The organism is Streptomyces sp. ISL-98 (assembly GCF_018614055.1).
Taxonomy (GTDB): domain Bacteria; phylum Actinomycetota; class Actinomycetes; order Streptomycetales; family Streptomycetaceae; genus Streptomyces; species Streptomyces spiramyceticus.
Genome location: NZ_JAGGPB010000011.1, coordinates 1 through 19,819 on the forward strand (window position 1 = coordinate 1; position 19,819 = coordinate 19,819).

Below are 19,819 nucleotides of genomic sequence, written 5' to 3' on the forward strand. Positions count from 1 at the left end.
CAGTTACGGGACAGCCCTTAGCTTGAGTGGGCAGAGAAGCCCGGAGGTGCCGTCCCAGGATCAAGCGCTTAGTCGAGTTACTGTCGCGTGCCACAGCCGTGCCAGATTGCGCGATCACTCACGGTCAACGACGGCTTGGCGCAGTCGAGATGACCTGCCGCACTGAGAGGTTGCGAAAGCCCGTTCGAACTGGGCGTTCCCCGTGCTGATCACGTCCGCCCTTACAAGGCGGATGTCGGCGGTTCGAAACCGTCCGCGCCCCGAAGCAAGTCGCCCCTCAGCCGATCAAGGCTGAGGGGCTTCGGGTATCCCAACTCACATCAACAGCAGCAGTCATTCAGGGCCGGGCCGTCTGTGGTCCGTCCGAGGCCAGCCGACAACGGCCAACAACGACCAATGACGACCGCCGGACCGCAGGTCAGAGGCCCGTCAGGCGCCGGCGACCGAGGCCAGGTACGCGTTCGTCTTCTCCGGGTCGTAGAAGAAGTTCTCGAAGTCCGCCGGGTCGTTGAAGCCGTTGGCGAAGCGGTCGGCCACCGGCTGGAGGCCGCCCGCCGCGCCGATCAGGTTCAGGACGTGCTCCGGGGGGACGCCGAGCATCGCGTTCGTCCACTTGGTGACGTGCTGGGCCGTGTCCCAGTAGCGGTCGAACGTGGACTGCATCCACTCCTCGTCGAACGGCTTGTCGCCGTGCGAGGTGATCGAGGAGAGGTACGAAGCCGCGCACTTGGACGCCGAGTTGGAGCCCTGCCCCGTGATCGGGTCGTTCGCCACGACCACGTCTGCCACGCCCAGCACCAGGCCGCCGCCGGGCAGGCGGCCGATCGGGTTGCGGACCGTGGGGGCGTACCGGCCCGCCAGCGTCGCGTTCGCGTCGGTCAGTTCGACCTTCGTCGCGCGGGCGTACTCCCACGGCAGGAACTTCTCCATCAGCTCCAGCGTGAGCGCGAGGTGCTCCGACGGGTCCTTGATGCCCTTGAACGCGTCGACCGGGCCGCCCGGGACACCCTCCCAGAAGAGGATGTCCGCGCGGCCGGAGGTGGTGAGGGTGGGCATCACGAAGAGCTCGCCGACGCCCGGCACCAGGTTGCAGCGGACCGCGTCGTACTCCGGGTGCTCGGGGCGCGGGCCGAGACCGTGGACGTACGCCACGGCGAGCGCGCGCTGCGGGGCGTCGTACGGGGAGCGGGACGCGTCGCGGCCGAACATGGAGACCAGTTCGCCCTTGCCCGCCGACACCATGACCAGGTCGTACGTACGGGAGAAGTAGTCCAGGTCGGAGACTGCCGCGCCGTGGATGACGAGCTGGCCGCCGCGCTGCGCGAAGGTCTCCATCCAGCCGGCCATCTTCACGCGCTGGTCGACGGACTGGGCGTAACCGTCCAGCTTGCCGACCCAGTCGACGGCGCGGGAGGAGTCCGGGGCGGCGACCGAGACGCCGAGGCCCTCGATCTTCGGGGCCTGCGTCTCCCAGAAGTTGATCTGGAGGTCGCGCTCGTGCTGGAGCGCGGTGTGGAACATGCACTGCGTCGACATGACCCGGCCGGACCGGATCTCGTCCGCCGTGCGGTTGGACATCAGGGTGACCTCGAACCCGCGGGACTGGAGTCCGAGGGCGAGCTGGAGGCCGGACTGGCCGGCTCCGACTATGAGTATCTTCCGCATGACGGGGTTCTCCGTTGAGTAGCTATTCGGGGGTGACTTCAAGCGCGTGGCCGACCAGGGCGAGCAGCGACTCGACCACCTTGATCCGGTTGCGCGCGTCCATGATCACGACCGGTACGTGCGACGGCACCGTCAGGGCTTCCCTGACGTCCTCGGCCTCGTACGCCGGCGTGCCCTCGAAGTGGTTCACGGCGACGATGTACGGCAGGCCGCAGCTCTCGAAATAGTCGAGGGCCGGGAAGCAGTCGGACAGGCGGCGCGTATCGGCCATGACGATCGCGCCGATCGCGCCGCGCACCAGGTCGTCCCACATGAACCAGAAGCGCTGCTGGCCCGGTGTCCCGAACACGTACAGCACGAGGTCGTCGTCGAGGGTGACGCGGCCGAAGTCCATCGCGACGGTCGTCGTGACCTTGTCCGGCGTCGCGGTGAGATCGTCCGTCTCCTCGCTGGCGGTGGTCATCAGCGCCTCGGTCTGGAGCGGCGTGATCTCGGAGACCGACCCGACGAAGGTCGTCTTGCCTACGCCGAAGCCGCCCGCGACCACGATTTTGGTGGCGATCGGGGCTCGGGTGCGGTCGGTCTGCCAGGCCTGGGCGCCTTCGTCGGCGTGGGGCGGGAGGGGCTGCGTCGGGATCAGCGGTGTGTGCCCGGCGTGGGCATGGAAGGTCTGGGTCCCGGTCTCAGAGACGACGGAGTCCACTCAGCACCCTTTCGAGCAGCGCGCGGTTCGGCTGGCCGGGGGCGTGCCCGGTCCCGTACACACGGATCTTTCCCTGGTCGGCCAAATCGCTGAGCAGCACGCGGACAACACCGAGCGGCATCTTCAGCAGGGCGGAGATCTCCGCGACCGTACGCATCCGGCGGCACAGCTCGACGATCGCCCGCATCTCCGGCATGACGCGCGTCTGGAGCCCGCCGTTCGTCAGCTCACGCCGCTCCCCGGGCGCTTCGAGCGCTGCCACGAAGGTCTCGACGAGCAGGACGTGCGTGAAGCGGGTGCGGCCGCCGGTGAGCGAGTACGGGCGTACGCGGGCGGGCCTGCGGCCGTCACCCCTTACCGGAAGTTTGGGGGACGGCGTCACAGGGCGCTCTCCATCGATTTGCGCAGCTCGCTGCGGAGTTCGGGGGTGAGGACGTGGCCGGCGCGGCCCACGAAGAGCGCCATGTGGTACGCCACGACGCTCATGTCGCAGTCGGGGGCCCCGTGCACGCCGAGCAGCGAACCGTCGCTGATCGACATGACAAAGACGCTGCCTTCCTCCATCGCGATCATCGTCTGCTTGACGCTCCCGCTGTCCATCAGCTTCGCGGCACCCTGCGTGAGGCTGGCGAGGCCCGAGACGATGGTGGCCAGGTCGGCGCTCGAACCTTTTGGGCCGTCCTGGCGGCGGGCCGGGGCGGGACCGACGTTGCGCTCGGGGTCGGAGGACAGGAGGAGCAGCCCGTCGGAGGACACGACGGCGACCGACTGGAGCCCCGGCACCTCCTCGACCAGATTGCTCAACAGCCAGTGGAGATTACGGGCTTCGCTACTCAGCCCGAATGTGCTCGACGCAGTCAACTGCGTTCCTCCTCAACGGTGTCCCCCTCGGTATCGGTACGGTCCCCGTTGGATGAGATCTCTGCTTCGACGTCACGCCTCCCGTCCTTCGCGCCCTGGTGGAAGCCTCCGAGGCGGCGGCGCAAGGCATCGGCGTCGACGCTGCGGGTGCGCTCCGCGGGCCTCTCGGGGCCGGACTTGACCACGTGGGGGGTCCGCTTGGGCAGCCCCTTGTCGGTGATTGGCTCGACGGGAGCGGGTGCGGGTGCGGTCGCGGGCGCGGAATCGTCGGTACCGGTGAGCCCGGCTGCGCCGACGGCCACGTGCTCCGCCCTCGGCTCCGGCTGCGGCTCCGAGGGCACGGCCTCGGAGGCCTGCCGCGGCAGCCGCATTGTGCGGGTCGGCTCGTCGACCGGGGCCTCGGTGTCCGGATCGCCGTCGTCGGTGCGCTCGTGCGTATCGGGCCCGATGGCGTACGGACGGGCAACCGGCCCGCCGCCCAGGCCCACGGACTTGCCCCCAGCGAGCGGCTCGCGCTGCGACGGCAGCACGGGTCCGGGCTCCGGCTGCGGGGGCAGCTCCGACCCCGACTCCGGCTGCGGGTCGGCGTCAGCCAACGTCTCGGGCTGCGACTCCGGCTCGCGCTCGTCTTCGGGAGTGGACCCGGCCTCAGCCGACGGCTCGTACGCAGCAGCAGACTCGGAGTCGGCCAAGAGCTCGGTGTCGGGCTGCGGCTCGACCTCAGCGAACAGCTCTTGCCCAGGCCCGGCCAACGACTCATGCTCGGCCGCGAGCTCGGACGCGGCCAACGATTCAGGGTCAGGCTGCGACTCGGGCTCCCGCTCGGCCTCGGCCGGGAGCTCGGACGCGCCCAACAGCTCGGGGTCGGGCTGCGGCTCGCGCTCGGCTTCGGGCTCCAGCGCTGCCTCAGCGGACAGCTCCGGGTCGGCCTCGGCCAACGGCTCCGGCTCTCGCGTCGGCTCCTTGTCCTGCTCCTGCTCGGGCTCCGCCTTCGCCGCCTTCTCGCGGATCGTGCGCTCGGCCGCCGCCACCAGCGGGTCCTTCAGTGGGTCGGCGGCCAGCGGGCCGTCCGGCTGGTCCTTCTGCAGGTCGGCCTGCGGGGCGGGGGCCTCCAGCTGGTCCTTCTGCGGGTCGGCCTCCGCGTCCTGCTGCTGGTCCTTCTGCGCGTCCTTCTCCGGCACTTCGAGCGCCGAACGCCCCGGCAGCGCATTCGAGTTCGCCTCGGCCACCGAACCCGGCAGGTTCAGCGTGGGGGCGTCCCCGGCTACCGTCACCGCGGGCGGGACGGCCGCGGGTGGTGACGAGGGGAGCAGTGCGTCGGGCAGTACGACGACCGCGGCGATCCCGCCGCCCTTCTGCTCGCGCAGTTGCACGCGTACGCCGTGGCGCGCGGCCAGCAGTGCGGCCACGTGGAGGCCGATGCCGCCGTCGATGCCGTCGCCCGGTTCGTACGCAGCAGGCTCGGCGAGGCGCGCGTTCAGCTCCGTGAGCCGCTCGGCCGCCATGCCGATGCCCTCGTCCTGTACGGAGAGCATGACCTCGCCGCTTTCGAGGAGCCAGCCGGAGAGTTCGACCTTGGCGTCCGGCGGCGAGAACGACGTCGCGTTCTCCAGGAGTTCCGCGAGCAGGTGGCTGAGGTCGTTGGCGGCGAAGCCCGCGACCTGGGTGTGCGGCGGCAGGGACTGGATGACCACCCGCTCGTACCGCTCGATCTCGCTGACGGCGGCGCGCAGTACGTCGACGAGCGGCACAGGACCCTGCTGCCCGTGACCGTGCGCGTGCGCGTGCCCGTGATCCGTACCGGCCAGGACCAGCAGGTTCTCGCCGTGGCGGCGCATGACGGTCGCCATGTGGTCGAGCTTGAAGAGCGTCGCGAGGCGCTCGGGGTCCTGCTCGCGCTCCTCCAGGCTCTCGATGACGCCGAGCTGGCGGTCGACGACGCCGAGCGTGCGCAGCGAGAGGTTGACGAAGGTGGAGTGGATGGTGTGCCGCATGCGTTCCAGTTGTGCGGCGGCCTCGGCGACCTGCTCCTGGAGTTCGGCGCGCTGGGTGGCGAGGGTCTCGCGCTGGCCGATCAGGTGCGTACGGTCTCCGGCGAACTTCTCCGCGCGTGCGCCGACCTCGGCCAGCCTGCCGTGCAGGGTGTTGAGGGAGCGTACGACCTGGGCGAATTCGTCGTTGCGGCCGGTGAAGCGGACGGGCTCGGCCGCCTCCGCGTCGTCGGACTCCGGCTCGGCGGCCAGGCGCGCGGCCCCGATCCGCAGCACGGCCAGCGGCTGGGTGAGCGTACGGGCGACGCCCGTGCTGACGCCGACGGCGAACAGGAAGCAGGCGCCGGCCAGCGCGATCCGGATTTCCAGCGCGGTGACATCGTCGTCGCGCAGCTGCGCGAGCCGCTCGGCCTGCACCGCGCCGAGCGCCGACTCGGCGCCGCGCATCAGTTCGATACGGGCCGAGAACGCGGCCTCGGCCTTCGCCGGGTCGGTCTTGCCCTCAGCCTCGGAAAGCGTGGGCTGGTCGGTGAGGCGCGTGAGGAACTGCTCGGCGGTCTTGACGTCGGGCCCGGTGACGGTGGTCTTGAAGTTCTCGCGTACGCGCGAGCCCGCGACTTGGTCGAAGTCCGCGAGGGCGGCGAGTTCGCGTACCCGCGACTGCTGGGCGGCGGCGGTCAGGGCGTTGCGGGTACGGGCGCTCTCGGAGTCCGGGTCCTCTTCGGCGGGGACGAGGAGCCCGGTTACGGGGTCGATGCGGCTGCCGGTGTTCTCACGGGGCACCGACAGCGCGGCGACCAGCAGGCCACGGGTGGCGGCGGCCTGCTCGGTCGCCTTGCCGAGCGCGCCGGGGGAGCGCAGCGAGATGGGGGTCCCCCCGGACGAAGTCTGGGGGAGGGTGGCGTCGGCGGCGCGCGGGGGTGTCTTGTCGGCGAGCTCGTCGGCGAGGTCCTGGAGCTTCTCGATCGCCTGGCTGTACGCCTTGTGGGCCTCCAGGGCGGTGCCCTTGCCGGTGAGGGCGGCCCTGCGGATGCCGGGGATCTTGGCCAGGTCGCGGCGCAGGCCGGCCGGGGCGGCGGCCTCGATCTCGTCCATCTGCCGGTCGACGCGGGCACTGCGGGCCTCGGAGAGCCCCTTGCCGCCTTCGGCGCCGCCCGTGTCCGTGCCCGTGTCCGTGCTGCCGCGTCCGGCCGCGATGTACGCGGTGACGTCGTCGCGTTCGTCGGCGAGGGAGTGGGCGAGGGTGACGGCCTGCCGGTTCAGCTCGGCGAGGGTGACCAGACGCTGGGATTCGGACAGTTCCGAGGAGGCGCTGATGATGGCGGGGGCACCGGCGGCGAGGACAACGACGCCGACGACGGCCACGCCGGCGACCAGCCGGCTGCGTACCCGTACGGTGCGTTCGGTCCGCTCGCCATTCTCGCCATTACCGCTGTTACCGCTACCGCCCCGAGGCCGCTTTTTCTGCACCGGTGCTCGCATTCTTGCTTGACTCGTCTGCCCATGTGGCCGAGGTGACGACTGGTCACACGAGAGAGCGCCCCCACCCCAGGAATGGCTTCAGACCATTCCAGTGCTTATGGGAAGAAGACGCGCATCACCCAGGCCGCCACACGAACGAGTGAACATCACTCGGGAGTTGGCGAACAACTCCCGATCCGCCGCGTCTTGCGCGTGCGCGGAGTGCCGGTTGGAAGTTCAGCCCGGCCTTTGGCAAGATGCGCCCCCGCAGCTTCGCGGAGTGTCTCATTCCGCCCAAACAACCTGCAGCCACCTGCTGGTATGGGCCAACTGGTCGGCGCAGCGCCCCCACAGAGCCGGCCGGCGAGCCCATTCCCGGCCCTCAGGCATGCTTGGCCGCATGCGCTTCGAACTGGCCACGGTCTCCGGTGATCCCGAACGCCCCAACGAGGACTGGGTGTCCGTCGCCCTGCCTGCCGCCGGCCAGGGCGGGACGCTGGTCCTGCTGGACGGCGTGACGCCGCCCGCGGGCGACGACGGGTGTCTGCATTCGGTTCCGTGGTTCACCGCGCGGCTCGGCGGCACGTTGATCGAATTGTCCACTTCGAGGCGGGATTTGACTCTGGAAGAGATCCTCGCGGAGTCCATTCGCCGCACCGCCGACGCCCACCGTACGACGTGTGACCTTTCTCACGTACGTACGCCTCAGGCGACGGTGGTTGTGGCGCGGTGGGGCGCGGAGGCGGTCGAACACCTGGTGCTCTCGGACTCGACGCTGCTCCTGGAGTCCCCGAGCGGCACGGTTCGCCCGATCCTGGACACCCGCCTCGACCTGCTCCCCCGCGAGATCCTCTCCTCCCTGGCCGCGACCGACGCCCTGCGCAACAAGGAGGGCGGCTTCTTCACGGCAGCCGCCGATCCGTCGGTGGCGACGCGGGCGGTGTCGGGGGTGACCCCGCGGGCAGAGGTACGGGCGCTGGCGGCGCTCAGCGACGGCGCGTCGCGGTGGGTCGACATGTTCGGCCGGGGCGACTGGGAGGACTGCGTGGGCGTACTGCGCAAGGAGAGCGCGCAGGCGCTGATCGACCGGGTGCGGGCGCTGGAGACGGACGAGGCGACGGCTCCCCTGGTACGCCGCTGGAAGCGCCACGACGACGCGGCGGCGATTTACGCGGAGCTGTGAGGCGCGTCCGCGTGGGTGAGCCCGGCCTGCTGGCTGAGCCCGTCCTCGTGGGTGAGCCCGGCCTCCTGGGTGAGCCAGCCCCTCGTGGGTGAGCCCGGCCTCCCGGGTGAGCCCGCCCTCGTGGCTGGACCCGGCCTCGTGGCTGGACCCGCACCTCATAACTGAGCCCGACCTCATAACTGGGCCGACCTCACAGCTGGCCCCACCTCATAGCTGGGCCCGACCTTGTAACGGGGCTCGAACTGGGCCCCCGCCGCTCCCGCCTCAGCCCTCCGCCCGCTCGTTCAACTGATGCAGCAGCCGCGCCAACTCCGCGACCTCCGCCCGGTCCCAGCCCGCCAGCTTCCGCACATACCTCGCGCGCCGCGCATCCCGCACCCGCCGGAACCGCGCCCGCCCCTCCGCCGTGAGCGCCACCAGCGAGGCGCGGCCGTCCGCCGGGTCCGGCTCGCGCGTGACCAGGCCGAGCTCCTCCAGCGCGCGCAACTGCCGGCTCATCGTCGCCTTGCCGACCCCGAACCAGGCCGCCAGATCGGTCGCCCGCTGGCGTTCCACCTCGTCGAGCCGTACCAGCAGCCCGTACGCCGCGGGCTCCAGCTCCGGGTGAACCTCGCGGGCCATGTCGCCGGACGACGCGCGGGCGCGCCGCAGGAAGACCGCCAACTCCCGCTCCAGGGCCAGGAACTCGTGGTCCACACCACTTCCCTCTGCGGAACCGGCGTCGCCCGCTCCCCCGCTTCCGTGCACGTCAGCACTCATTGCGAGCTTTCCTCACCCCGAAAGTTTCCTTCAGCGGCGGCCGTTGCCGCAGCTCGGCCAGTATTTCGCAGGCGTAGACCAACGGCGGCACCCAGGGCCCCTTCCGCGCCACGGGTCTACGTGCGTAGCTTCATTTATGGCATGTCCACACCAGTGGTCACCTGAGCCTTTCGGAGGCACGTAAATGCCCGTGCACAGATCCGGAATACGGACCCTGTTACTCCTCTCCGCCGCCCTCACCCTCCTCTTCACCCTGCCGAGCGCGGCCACCGCCGCCGAGAAGCCCGAGCGCGGCTCCGCCCGTATGGGCATGGGCGTCATCAAGCACGACGGCCAGGGCGGCCTGCCGCCCGAGACCCGCGCCACGCAGACCGAGGGCGTCGACGTCAGCAGCCACCAGGGCAACGTCAACTGGTCCTCGCTCTGGACCAGCGGCGTCAAGTGGGCCTACGTCAAGGCCACCGAGGGGAACTACTACAAGAACCCCTACTTCGCGCAGCAGTACAACGGCTCGTACAACGTCGGCATGATCCGCGGCGCGTACCACTTCGCGACCCCCAACGACTCCAGCGGCGCCAACCAGGCCAACTACTTCGTGGACAACGGCGGCGGCTGGTCGCGCGACGGCAGAACGCTGCCGGGCGCGCTCGACATCGAGTGGAACCCGTACGGCGCGCAGTGCTACGGCAAGACACAGAGCGGCATGGTCAGCTGGATCCGCGACTTCCTCAACACCTACAAGGCGCGCACCGGCCGCGACGCTGTGATCTACACGGCGACCAGCTGGTGGAAGACCTGCACCGGCAATTACGGCGGCTTCGGCGCGAGCAACCCGCTGTGGATCGCCCGCTACAACACCACGCCGGGCGAACTCCCGGCGGGCTGGGCGTACCAGACGATGTGGCAGTACACGTCCAGCGGCCCGATCGTCGGCGACCACAACAAGTTCAACGGCGCCCTCGACCGCGTCCAGGCCCTCGCCTACGGCTGACAGGCGACGAGCCGACGAGAGGGCCCCCGGCGCTCGAGCACCGGGGGTCCGGGGTCCGGAGTCTCACACCCTGTAACGGCCCACATGCCTAAAGGAGCTCGATCGCGGCGATCAGCGGGAGCGGCGCGACGGCCACGGCGCCCGCCGTCCATGCCAGGCCTGCGAGGATCTCGCGCTTGGCGCGGATTCCGAGGTACGCCGCGACGGGCGGCAGCACGCAGAGGGCGAGGAAACTCATGTGCCAGCCCTCTTCCTTGGTCAGGAACCACACGAGCACCAGGCAGGCGGGTGCCCACCCGACGACCCAGTTGCGCACGCGGGTGAGGAACAGGTCAAGACCGTCGGGGCTGTCGCCGTACAGGAAAGACATGGGTGAGTTCTCCGTCCCTAGACCGCGCGGTGGTCGTAGCCGCCGGAGCTCACCTCGGGGAATCCGTCCGCCGCGGAGAAGCCGTTCACCGCTGTGGACATGGTGAGCGCGATCGCGCTCAGAGCGGTCGCCATCGCGTCGAAGGCCTTCGACGCCTCGGCCCACATCGCCATGATCCGGATGGCCTGCGCCGCCGCCAGGGCGAACATGGCGACCGACGCCACCTGACCGCCGACCGGAATCAGGTTGGCGGCCTGGGCGGCGGCCAGATTCACCAGCCAGATGACCAGGGCGTCGCAGAACATGACCATGAAGGACTTCAGGAACTCGCCGAACTGGAACGCCATCTGCGCGGCCTGCTTGTAGCAGGTCCGCAGGGACTCGAAGGTCTCCTTGATCTCGGCGAGCTTCCCGGCGAACTCTTCGAAGTAGACCCTGGCGGCGTCCGAGGCGTTGCCGGCCCAGCTCAGGCCGACGTTCCCGTTGCCCTTCTTCAGATTGGCGGCCACCGCGTCGCAGAAGCCCCCGAGACCGTCCCAGACGTCGGCGCAGTCGTTGTACTTGTTCCAGTCCCCGAAGATCCAGTTGTTCACTTCGCCGAAGGGGTCGAAGCCGAAGAGCAGCTTGGACGCCTCCACCGCCATGGCCGACGGGCTGCCCAGGTCGAGGACGGAGCCGAGGGCCTTCTGGACCGGGCTCATCATGTACTCGTCGGCGTGCCCCTGGCCGTACTTGACCAGCGGGTTGTCGCTTTCGCCGGCCTTCTTCAGCAGGTCAGTGGCGTTGCTCGCATCGGAGAAGTCCTGTGCGTCGCCGCCGTCCGGCTGCCCGCCGGCCCCCTTGGACCCCGGATAGGTGGCGTCCATCTTCGCTGCTACGCCGCTGTCCGTCTCGCGGTAGTACTTGGCGGACTTGGCCAGTTCCTGCTGCGAGGAGTCGAGGACCTTCTGCACCTTCTGCAGGGCGCCCTTGGCGTCGTTCACGTACTTGTCGTGATCACCCGCGACGAGGTCCCAGAGCTGTCCGCCCGCCACCGTGTCGATCTGCGCGTTGCCCGTGTACGAGACAGCCTGCGTGCTGCCGTCGGCGGCACGACCCACGAGCTTCGAAAAGCCGTCGATCGCGCCCGGCTCGACTCGAAAGCCCACCGTCTGCTCCTGCCCCTGAAAGGTGAGTGCCAATGAAAGGTAAGTGGGGCCGGGGCGTTGTCCCACGCCCCGCGGCCGGTCAGTACAGCGACCAGCCCCGGCCGTCGTGGCGGGACTTCTTGCCGCTGTCGTCCGGCGACGCGCGGCGCTCCTCGTCGATCCGGCCCTGCTCCTCGGCCATGCTCCGCTCGCCTTCGGCAGCGAGCGCCTCGCGCTCGGCCTCGGAGAGCGCCGCCCACTTCTCGGCCATGGGGGCGGCCTGTGCAACGAGTTGGTCGGAGTATGCCGAAATGTTCACCGCGTCCCGGAGGCTCGTACGCCCCGAGAGGACCTCCCGGGCCATTTCCTTGAGGGCGTCCCCGCCCCGTCCCGAGGCGAGCTCCTCCAGGGACTTGCGCAGCACTCTCGCCTGCGCGGGGTCCTGCCCGCTCATCTCAAGGAATTCGGATTCGTCGACCCGCCTGGTCGACTCCGGGCCCTCGGCCACGTGCCCTCCCGGTCCGCATTTCGCAACAGCATTACCGGAACGACGCTACCTACTTTCCGGCAACGCTCCCAATTCGCTGCCGTCACAGAAGTGTCACAGGGCTCGTCACCCGACGACCGGGCCCATTTCGCGCAGAAGCCCCCTTCCCCCGTCGTGCGAGAGAGGAAGGGGGCCGCCACCGGTCGCCGGACCGGCCTGCGTTACGCCGCCACCGGCACCGCCACCTCCGCCGGGGCCAGTGCGATCTCCAGGACCTGGCGTACGTCCGTCACCGGGTGGATCTCCAGCTTGTCGAGGATCTCGGCCGGGACGTCGTCCAGGTCCGCCTCGTTCCGCTTCGGGATCACGACCGTCGTCGTACCCGCCCGGTGCGCCGCCAGCAGCTTCTGCTTCAGGCCGCCGATCGGCAGGACGCGTCCGGTCAGGGACACCTCGCCGGTCATCGCCACGTCCGTGCGGACCAGTCGGCCGGACAGGAGCGATGCCAGGGCCGTCGTCATCGTGATGCCCGCGCTCGGGCCGTCCTTCGGGACCGCGCCCGCCGGGAAGTGGATGTGTACGCCCCGGTCCTTGAGGTCGGCGACGGAGAGTTCCAGTTCCGCGCCGTGCGAGCGCAGGAAGGAAAGGGCGATCTGGGCGGACTCCTTCATGACGTCGCCGAGCTGGCCCGTGAGGGTCAGGCCCGCGCCGCCCGTCTCCTCGTCGGCGAGGGACGCCTCGACGAAGAGGACGTCGCCGCCGGCGCCCGTGACCGCGAGACCTGTGGCCACGCCGGGGACAGCCGTGCGGCGCTCCGCCGGGTCCTGGGCGGACTCCGGGACGTGGTGGGGGCGGCCGATCAGGGCGCGCAGGTCCTCGTCCGTGATCGTGAACGGGAGCTTCTGGTCGCCCAGTTCGTGCTTGGCCGCCACCTTGCGCAGCAGGCGGGCCACCGAGCGCTCCAGGTTTCGTACGCCCGCCTCCCGGGTGTACTCGCCCGCCAGCTTGCGCAGCGCGGCGTCGTCGAGGGTGACCTCGCCGGGCTCCAGGCCCGCGCGCTCCAGCTGGCGCGGGAGCAGGTGGTCGCGGGCGATGACGACCTTCTCGTCCTCCGTGTAGCCGTCGAGCGTGACCAGTTCCATGCGGTCGAGCAGCGCCTCGGGGATGGCTTCCAGGACGTTGGCGGTGGCGAGGAAGACGACGTCGGAGAGGTCGAGTTCGACCTCCAGGTAGTGGTCGCGGAAGGTGTGGTTCTGGGCGGGGTCGAGGACTTCGAGGAGCGCCGCGGCCGGGTCGCCGCGGAAGTCGGAGCCGACCTTGTCGATCTCGTCGAGGAGGACGACGGGGTTCATCGACCCGGCTTCCTTGATGGCTCGCACGATCCGGCCGGGCAGGGCGCCCACGTACGTACGCCGGTGTCCGCGGATCTCCGCCTCGTCGCGTACGCCGCCGAGCGCGACGCGTACGAACTTGCGGCCCATCGCGTGCGCGACGGATTCGCCGAGCGATGTCTTGCCGACGCCGGGCGGGCCCACCAGCGCCAGCACCGCGCCGCCGCGACGGCCGCCCACGACGCCCAGGCCGCGGTCGGCCCGGCGCTTGCGCACCGCCAGGTATTCGGTGATGCGCTCCTTCACGTCGTCCAGGCCGGCGTGCTCGGCGTCCAGGATCTCCTTGGCTCCCCGGATGTCGTACTGGTCCTCCGTACGCTCGTTCCAGGGGAGTTCGAGCACGGTGTCGAGCCAGGTGCGGATCCAGGAGCCCTCGGGCGACTGGTCGGAGGAGCGCTCCAGCTTGTCGACCTCCTTGAGGGCGGCCTCGCGCACCTTCTCGGGCAGGTCGGCGGCCTCGACGCGGGTCCGGTAGTCGTCGGACTCGTCCTCGGCGTCCTCGCCGTTGATCTCGCGCAGTTCCTTGCGTACGGCGTCGAGCTGGCGGCGCAGCAGGAACTCGCGCTGCTGCTTGTCCACGCCCTCCTGCACGTCCTTGGCGATGGACTCGGCGACGTCCTGTTCCGCGAGGTGCTCGCTCAGCCACTTCACGGCGAGCTTCAGCCGGACCACCGGGTCGGCCGTCTCCAGCAGCTCCACCTTCTGGCCGGTGGTCAGGAACGGCGAGTAGCCGGAGTTGTCGGCGAGCGCGGAGACCTCGTCGATCTGCTGTACGCGGTCCACGACCTGCCAGGCGCCGCGCTTCTTCAGCCAGCTGGTGGCGAGCGCCTTGTACTCCTTGACCAGTTCGGTGACCGAGCCGGGAAGGGGGTCGGGCAGCGTTTCGTCGACGCTCGCGCCCTCGACCCAGAGCGCGGCGCCGGGCCCTGTCGTGCCCGCGCCGATCTGGACGCGGCTGCGGCCGCGGATCAGGGCGCCGGGGTCGCCGTCGGAGAGACGGCCGACCTGCTCGACGGTTCCGAGGACGCCGGTCGCCGCGTACGTGCCGTCCACCCGGGGAACGAGCAGCACCTGTGGCTTGTTGCCACTGGAACGCGCGGCGGCCTGCGCGGCCTCCACCGCGGCGCGTACGTCCGTATCGGAAAGGTCGAGGGGCACCACCATGCCGGGCAGCACGACCTCGTCGTCGAGCGGCAGCACGGGCAGGGTGAGCTGATTGGACGTCGATGCCATGATCTCCCCTTCGGCAGTCAAGTTGAGCTATACCGGCTCAATGCTTGTGAGCCGCCGAATGTTCCTGGGGAGACGTTCGCTCTGAGCGATCACCGAGCAGCCCTTGAGTGTAATAGGCTCTAGACACAATGACCTATTACTCGATCGAGGAGTACGGAATGGCCCAGGCACCCTTCGATTCCACCGCCGATGCGATCCGCGCCTGGGTGGACGGATGGGTCGTGTCCCGTGGCGCGGCCGACCCCGTACCCCAGCCCTGGGGCTTCACCTTCGACGTCGGCCTCCCCCGCCACGCCACCCGGCACGTCATGACCCACGCCGACGAGGCCACGGTCCGCAAGCTGGCGGAGGTGTACGCCGCGCACGGCGTCGTACTCAAGATGTTCCTGGAGCCGGAGACCGTCGCACCGTGGCTCGGCCCGGAGTGGATATCGGACGGCCCGGGCTGGCTGATGACGACGCCCCTGCGTCCGTCCCGTACCGCTGCCGCCGCACAGACCGGCCTCGCCGACGGGTACACCCTCAAGTCCTGGAAGCGCGGGGGCGTGACCCGCCTCCTCGTCCTCGCCCCCGACGGCGGATTCGCCGCCCGCGGCCAGGTCGCCCCGACCGGCCGGACGGCAGTGATCGACCAGGTCGAGACGGACCCCGCGCACCGGCGCAAGGGCCTCGGCCGCCTGGTGATGCGTACGCTCCAGAACGCGGCGTACGAACAGGGCTCGACCGTGGGGGTGCTGGGCGCGACGACCGACGGGCGGGGGCTCTACGCGTCGCTGGGCTGGGAGGTGTACGCCCCGCTGGTCGGCGTCACCTGTGAAGCGCGCGGAGTGCCGACCAGGCGATGAACTCGGCGGCGCCGTCGAGCACCTCAGGGCCGAGGTTCGGCTCGTCGAGCTCGTACGTGTGCGTGACGTCGCCCATGGTCACCCGGCTGCGCATGGTGACCGAGCCGCGGTGGTCGGTCGGCGAGCCGGTGTGCCAGGTGCCGGTGGCCGTGACCGCGATCCCGGCGGGGCGGCCGGACGGCGTGGCGTGGCGGCTGTCGAGCCACTGCTGGAAGCGGCCGTGCGACAGCCCGTCGTCGATCGTCAGGCCGGTCCGGGAGACGGTTTCGGTCAGGTGCTCCAGCGCGCTCCTGCCGTCGCGGCTGACCACCTGACCGTCCAGGGACCGGTCGATCAGTGCGGCGAGTGTGTCCGTATCCCGCTCGGCGGCGTGCAGGGTGACGTCGACGTACGGATAGCGCCAGCAGTGGCCCGCCGTCGCTCCGGCACCGGGCGCCGCCTTCAGGACCGCGTCGATGCGCGCGGCGACCTCGGGCTCGGGCAGGCCCATGGTGCGCCACTGGAGGCGGGAGGCGGCGGTGGGGACCGCGCCGACGCCGTCCAGCGCCGCTTCGAGCATCGGCAGGCACTCCTTGGGCGGGCCCGGGAGCAGCACGACATGGCGGTCGCCCACGGTGATCCTGGCGCCCCAGGCCGTGCCGTGGTCGTTCGGCAGCAGCACGCTGCCCAGGGGGAATTGGGCCTGCCGACGGTTGTCGGGGTGAATCTCGATCCGCAGACTTTCCAGTCGGCGGCACACCGCGTCCCAGGCTTCCTGACGCTCCTCCGTACCGAGGCCGAGCGCGTGGGCGACGGCGAAGCGCGTGACGTCGTCCGAGGTGGGGCCCAGGCCTCCGATAACTGACCGAGCCCGTGGGCGACGGCGTCGCTGATGGCCCGTTCGTCGTCGGCGACGGTGTGCCGGGAGCGGGTGGAGATGCCGTACGCGGTGAGTCTGCGGCTGGCTTCGGTGCCATTGGTGTCGGTGATCTCGCCACGGAGGAGTTCGTCGCCGACGGTGACCACACAGGCGGTACGGGGGGAGGGTGTGAGCGGTTCGGGCATGGGAGCTCGCCTTTCGCTGCTGCGTTGTGACTGGATCAACTGGTGCCCGCGCTCAGCCCGCCGTCGATCGTCAGCACCGAACCGTTGACGGTCGCCGCGGCCTCGCTCGCGAGATAGACGACCGTCCGCGCGATCTCGTCGGGTTCCGTCGCCCGGCCGCTCGGCATACGGGCGAGGATCGCGGCGTGCCGCTCCTCGGACAGGACCGCCGTCATGTCGGAGGTGACCAGACCGGGGGCGACGACATTCGCGGTGATGCCGCGCGGGCCCAGTTCACGGGCGATGGACCGGGCGAGGCCCACAAGACCGGCCTTCGACGCGGCGTAATTGGCCTGCCCCGCGCCGCCGGTGGCGCCGACGACGGAGGAGATGAAGACGATGCGTCCGCGACGGGCGCGCAGCATCTTGCGCGAAGCGCGCCGGGCCACCCGGAAGGCCCCGCCGAGGTTCGTGTCGATGACGGAGTCGAACGCCTCGTCGCTCATCAGCGGCAGCAGGGTGTCCTGGGTGATCCCCGCGTTGGCGACGAGGATCTCCACCGGCCCGTGGGCAGCCTCGGCGGCGGTGAAGGCGGCGTCGACCTGTTCGGTACTGGTCACATCGCACGGCAGGGCGAGCAGACCGGCGTCGGGCGGCGGGCTGCTGCGGTAGGTGACGGCCACCTTGTCGCCCTCGGCGGCGAAGGCGCGGGCGATGGCCAGGCCGATTCCCCGGTTGCCGCCGGTGATCAGGACGGAACGACTCACTGATGGGTCCTTGTCAGTTGTTGACTGGGCTGTGGACGGGGCTGTTCGACGCGGCTGTCTGACAGGGCTGTTCGACGCGGCTGTCTGACGGGGCAGAGCCCGGGGGCCGGGCCAGGGCGGCCGGCCCCCGGGCCGAGCGGGCTGCGCGTCGCCGACTGTCAGACGGCGTAGCCGTACGAGTCGGGCCAGCGGGCCGCGTCGCCGAGCTCGCGCGCGGCGCGGTGCGCCCAGTGCGGGTCGCGCAGCAGTTCGCGGCCCAGCAGGATGGCGTCCGCCTGGCCGGAGGTGAGGATCCCCTCGGCCTGGGCGGCCTCGGTGATCAGGCCGACGGCGGCGACGGGCATGTCGGTCTGCGCGCGGACGGCCGCCGCGTACGGGACCTGGTAGCCGGGGCCCGTGGTGATCCTGGCGTCGTGGGCGACGCCGCCGGACGAGACGTCGAGCAGGTCGACGCCGTGCGCCAGCAGCTCCTTGGCCAGCCGTACGGTGTCGTCGCCGGTCCAGCCCTGACGGTTGTCGGCGGGGTTCTCCGCAGCCAGCCAGTCGGTTGCCGACGTACGGAAGAAGACGGGCAGCTCGTCCGGCCACACCGCGCGCACCGCGTCGACGACCTCCAGGGCGAAGCGCGCCCGGCGCTCGAAGCTGCCGCCGTAGGCGTCGGTGCGGTGGTTGCTGTGCGGCGAGAGGAAGGAGTTGATGAGGAAGCCGTGGGCGCCGTGCACCTCGACGACCTTGAACCCCGCGTCCAGGGCTCGCCGGGCTGCCTCGGCGAACTTGGCGACCAGGCCCTGTATCTCATCGACGGTCAGCTCGTGCGGGGTGGGGAAGTCGCCGTACGCGACCGCGCTGGGCGCCACCGTGCCCCAGCCGCCCTGCTCCGGGGCGACAGGTCCGCCGCCCAGCCACGGCGCTGCGGCCGAGCCCTTGCGGCCGGAGTGCGCGAGCTGAATGGCCGGGACCACGTCGTGGTCCTCCAGGAAGCGGGTCACCCGGGTCAGCGCCTGCTGCTGGGTGTCGTTCCACAGGCCGAGGCAGCCGGGAGTGATACGGCCCTCCGGTGCCACGGCGGTGGCCTCGAGCAGGATCAGGCCGAGGCCGCCGGCCGCGCGGGAGAACAGGTGGCCCAGGTGCCAGTCGTTGACCACACCGGCCTGCGGGCCGGTCGGTTCGGCCTGGTACTGGCACATCGGGGCCATCCAGGCCCGGTTGGGGATGGTCAGCTCTCGCAGCTTCAGCGGGGAGAACAGCGTGCTCATGAAAGTCCTGTCTTTCGGTGCGGAAGTTCGTGAAGAAGAAGTCGTAAAGAAGAAGAAGGGGAAGCGGCTGTTAGAGCGGCCGCCGGGCACCGGGGTGGCGCAGGCACCAGCCCTCCCAGGCGGAGGCGACCATGTCGACGACGCTGTGACGGGCGGCCCAGCCGAGCTCCCGCTGAATCGGCGAGGCGTCGGCGACGACCTTCGCCGGGTCACCCGGCCGCCGCTCGACGACGGCAGGGGCGTTGTCGTAACCGGTCACGCCCTGGATGACGGAGATCAGCTCACGCACCGACAGGCCCTCGCCACGGCCCACGTTGAAGGTGCGGGCGACGGGGACGTCGGCGTGCTTGCGCAGGTAGCGGGTGGCCGCCAGGTGTGCGGAGGCGATGTCGGCGACGTGGATGTAGTCGCGTACGCAGGTGCCGTCCGGGGTGGCGTAGTCGTCGCCGAAGATCTGCGGGGCCTCCCCCTCGGTCAGCCGCTCGAAGACCATGGGCACCAGATTGAGGACCCGCTTGTCGGCCAGGCCCGGTGAGGCGGCCCCGGCGACGTTGAAGTACCGCAGATTGATGAAGTCCACCTGACCGGCCCGGTGGGCGGCCTGGGCCAGCCACTCGCCGATCAGCTTGGTCTGGCCGTACGGGCTCATCGGCTCGCACGGGGTGTCCTCCGTGACCAGCTCCACGTCCGGCATGCCGTAGACGGAGGCGCTGGAGGAGTACACCAGCTTCCGTACGTTCGCGCTCTCCATGGCGGAGAGCAGGCTGCGGAACCCCTCGACGTTCTGCCGGTAGTGCAGCAGCGGAAGCTCGACCGACTCGCCGACCTGCGTGCGGGCCACGAGGTTGACCACCCCCTCCACGGGGTAGTCGCGGAAGACCCGCGCGAGCAGCTCTCCGTCGAGGACGCTGCCCACGACGAGGGGCACGTCGTCGGGTACGGCGTTCCTCGACCCCGTCGACAGGTCGTCCACCACGACGATCCGCTCGCCCGCGTCCCGCATCGCCTTGACGACATGGCCGCCGATGAATCCGGCGCCCCCCGCAATCAGCCAGTACGACATCGTCGTCCCTCCAGTGTGTTTCGTGTACGTCCGGGTGGTTCGTGCCCGGGTCACGCGCCGCCGGCGCCGGCTTCGGCCAGTACCGGAGCGGCCATCCGATGGCAGGCGTCGGCGAGCAGGACGTCGGCGGACGCGGGGTTCGAGGCGAGGGGCACGTCGTGGACGACGGCCAGCCGGTGCAGGGCCCGCACGTCGCTTTCGTGGGGCTGTGTCCCCAGCGGGTCCGTGAAGAACACCAGCAGGGCGATGCGCTCTTCGACGATCATCGCGCCGATCTGCTGGTCGCCGCCCATCGGTCCGCTCGCCACCCGCTCGACGTCCATGCCGAGTTGGTGTGCCAGCAGATCGCCGGTGGTGCGGGTGGCGACCAGTCGGCAGCCGCGCAGCGCCTCCTTGTGCCGGGCCGCCCAGGCCAGCAGATCCGCCTTCTTCGCGTCATGAGCCACCAGCGCCACCGTGTCCGGAGCGCCGGTGGTCGTCGTTCTGTCCTCGGAATGGCCGCATGCGGCCACCTGCTCGCTCATAAAGTCCCCGTTCCCCCGTATTCCAATACGTCGCAGCAATCGGCCTGTTGGCGTCGCCGCATCCACAGCATGCCTGAAACCGTCCATTACTTGCAGTGTCGGTACTGGAAGTGGCGGCG

At 70.5% G+C, this 19,819-nt stretch carries 18 protein-coding genes and 1 pseudogene; 3 read left to right on the top strand and 16 right to left on the bottom strand.

Features of this window, described 5'->3' with window-relative positions; all coding sequences use genetic code 11:
- Positions 1-429: 429 nt before the first annotated feature.
- From J7I98_RS08460 to J7I98_RS08480, 5 genes are read right to left on the bottom strand one after another with little or no spacing between them, the layout of a single operon-like run.
- Positions 430-1,665 carry a styrene monooxygenase/indole monooxygenase family protein gene (locus J7I98_RS08460; RefSeq protein ID WP_214919986.1) on the bottom strand — a complete coding sequence of 412 codons (1,236 nt, stop codon included), beginning with the start codon at positions 1,663-1,665 and terminating at the stop codon, positions 430-432.
- Positions 1,666-1,687: 22 nt separating this feature from the next.
- On the bottom strand, positions 1,688-2,368 hold the full coding sequence (locus J7I98_RS08465) for an ATP/GTP-binding protein (protein ID WP_374225092.1): 681 nt from the start codon (positions 2,366-2,368) through the stop codon (positions 1,688-1,690).
- Positions 2,349-2,750, bottom strand: coding sequence for a DUF742 domain-containing protein (locus tag J7I98_RS08470; protein WP_214919987.1), 402 nt, complete (start codon positions 2,748-2,750; stop codon positions 2,349-2,351). Before J7I98_RS08470 ends, J7I98_RS08465 begins: the two co-directional genes overlap by 20 nt.
- Positions 2,747-3,229 carry a roadblock/LC7 domain-containing protein gene (locus J7I98_RS08475; protein ID WP_214919988.1) on the bottom strand — a complete coding sequence of 161 codons (483 nt, stop codon included), beginning with the start codon at positions 3,227-3,229 and terminating at the stop codon, positions 2,747-2,749. Before J7I98_RS08475 ends, J7I98_RS08470 begins: the two co-directional genes overlap by 4 nt.
- On the bottom strand, positions 3,226-6,690 hold the full coding sequence (locus J7I98_RS08480; RefSeq protein WP_214919989.1) for a nitrate- and nitrite sensing domain-containing protein: 3,465 nt from the start codon (positions 6,688-6,690) through the stop codon (positions 3,226-3,228). The genes J7I98_RS08475 and J7I98_RS08480 overlap by 4 nt, the downstream gene beginning before the upstream one ends.
- 391 nt (positions 6,691-7,081) lie before the next feature.
- Here J7I98_RS08480 and J7I98_RS08485 point away from each other — a divergent pair, with 391 nt between their 5' ends.
- On the top strand, positions 7,082-7,864 hold the full coding sequence (locus tag J7I98_RS08485; protein WP_214919990.1) for a hypothetical protein: 783 nt from the start codon (positions 7,082-7,084) through the stop codon (positions 7,862-7,864).
- Positions 7,865-8,128: 264 nt separating this feature from the next.
- Here the strand turns inward: J7I98_RS08485 and J7I98_RS08490 are convergent, their stop codons facing one another.
- Positions 8,129-8,623 carry a MarR family winged helix-turn-helix transcriptional regulator gene (locus J7I98_RS08490; RefSeq protein ID WP_214919991.1) on the bottom strand — a complete coding sequence of 165 codons (495 nt, stop codon included), beginning with the start codon at positions 8,621-8,623 and terminating at the stop codon, positions 8,129-8,131.
- Between the two features lie 184 nt (positions 8,624-8,807).
- On the opposite strand from J7I98_RS08490, the gene J7I98_RS08495 reads away from it, so the two are divergent.
- Positions 8,808-9,614: a lysozyme gene (locus tag J7I98_RS08495; protein WP_214919992.1), complete on the top strand. Its 807-nt coding sequence runs from the start codon at positions 8,808-8,810 to the stop codon at positions 9,612-9,614.
- Positions 9,615-9,702: 88 nt separating this feature from the next.
- On the opposite strand, the gene J7I98_RS08500 is transcribed toward J7I98_RS08495, so the two are convergent.
- The 4 genes from J7I98_RS08500 to lon form a co-directional block, all read right to left on the bottom strand.
- Complete coding sequence (locus J7I98_RS08500) at positions 9,703-9,984, bottom strand: hypothetical protein (protein ID WP_214919993.1); 282 nt, start codon at positions 9,982-9,984, stop codon at positions 9,703-9,705.
- Between the two features lie 17 nt (positions 9,985-10,001).
- Positions 10,002-11,132 carry a WXG100 family type VII secretion target gene (locus J7I98_RS08505; protein WP_214919994.1) on the bottom strand — a complete coding sequence of 377 codons (1,131 nt, stop codon included), beginning with the start codon at positions 11,130-11,132 and terminating at the stop codon, positions 10,002-10,004.
- Positions 11,133-11,211: 79 nt separating this feature from the next.
- A complete protein-coding gene (locus J7I98_RS08510; protein WP_214919995.1) occupies positions 11,212-11,619 on the bottom strand; it encodes a hypothetical protein in 408 nt (135 codons plus the stop codon).
- A 200-nt stretch (positions 11,620-11,819) separates the two neighbouring features.
- Positions 11,820-14,222 (bottom strand): endopeptidase La, encoded by a 2,403-nt coding sequence (gene lon / locus J7I98_RS08515; protein WP_214919996.1) that lies wholly within the window; start codon positions 14,220-14,222, stop codon positions 11,820-11,822.
- 128 nt (positions 14,223-14,350) lie between these two features.
- Here lon and J7I98_RS08520 point away from each other — a divergent pair, with 128 nt between their 5' ends.
- Positions 14,351-15,067 (top strand): GNAT family N-acetyltransferase, encoded by a 717-nt coding sequence (locus J7I98_RS08520; RefSeq protein ID WP_251020339.1) that lies wholly within the window; start codon positions 14,351-14,353, stop codon positions 15,065-15,067.
- On the opposite strand, the gene J7I98_RS08525 is transcribed toward J7I98_RS08520, so the two are convergent.
- From J7I98_RS08525 to J7I98_RS08545, 6 genes and pseudogenes are all read right to left on the bottom strand, one after another.
- Positions 15,030-15,905, bottom strand: a complete 876-nt coding sequence (locus J7I98_RS08525; protein ID WP_214920026.1) for a molybdopterin-binding protein — start codon at positions 15,903-15,905, stop codon at positions 15,030-15,032. The two genes, J7I98_RS08520 and J7I98_RS08525, sit on opposite strands and share 38 nt — an antisense overlap.
- A 26-nt stretch (positions 15,906-15,931) precedes the next feature.
- A pseudogene (locus J7I98_RS42860) lies at positions 15,932-16,111 on the bottom strand (molybdopterin-binding protein); the annotation flags it as partial.
- 35 nt (positions 16,112-16,146) lie between these two features.
- On the bottom strand, positions 16,147-16,857 hold the full coding sequence (gene fabG, locus J7I98_RS08530; protein ID WP_214919997.1) for a 3-oxoacyl-ACP reductase FabG: 711 nt from the start codon (positions 16,855-16,857) through the stop codon (positions 16,147-16,149).
- Between the two features lie 158 nt (positions 16,858-17,015).
- Positions 17,016-18,113 carry an NADH:flavin oxidoreductase/NADH oxidase gene (locus J7I98_RS08535; RefSeq protein WP_214919998.1) on the bottom strand — a complete coding sequence of 366 codons (1,098 nt, stop codon included), beginning with the start codon at positions 18,111-18,113 and terminating at the stop codon, positions 17,016-17,018.
- A gap of 70 nt (positions 18,114-18,183) precedes the next feature.
- On the bottom strand, positions 18,184-19,176 hold the full coding sequence (galE, locus tag J7I98_RS08540; protein ID WP_214919999.1) for a UDP-glucose 4-epimerase GalE: 993 nt from the start codon (positions 19,174-19,176) through the stop codon (positions 18,184-18,186).
- 50 nt (positions 19,177-19,226) lie between these two features.
- Positions 19,227-19,700 carry a methylglyoxal synthase gene (locus J7I98_RS08545; protein ID WP_214920000.1) on the bottom strand — a complete coding sequence of 158 codons (474 nt, stop codon included), beginning with the start codon at positions 19,698-19,700 and terminating at the stop codon, positions 19,227-19,229.
- Positions 19,701-19,819 lie beyond the last annotated feature (119 nt).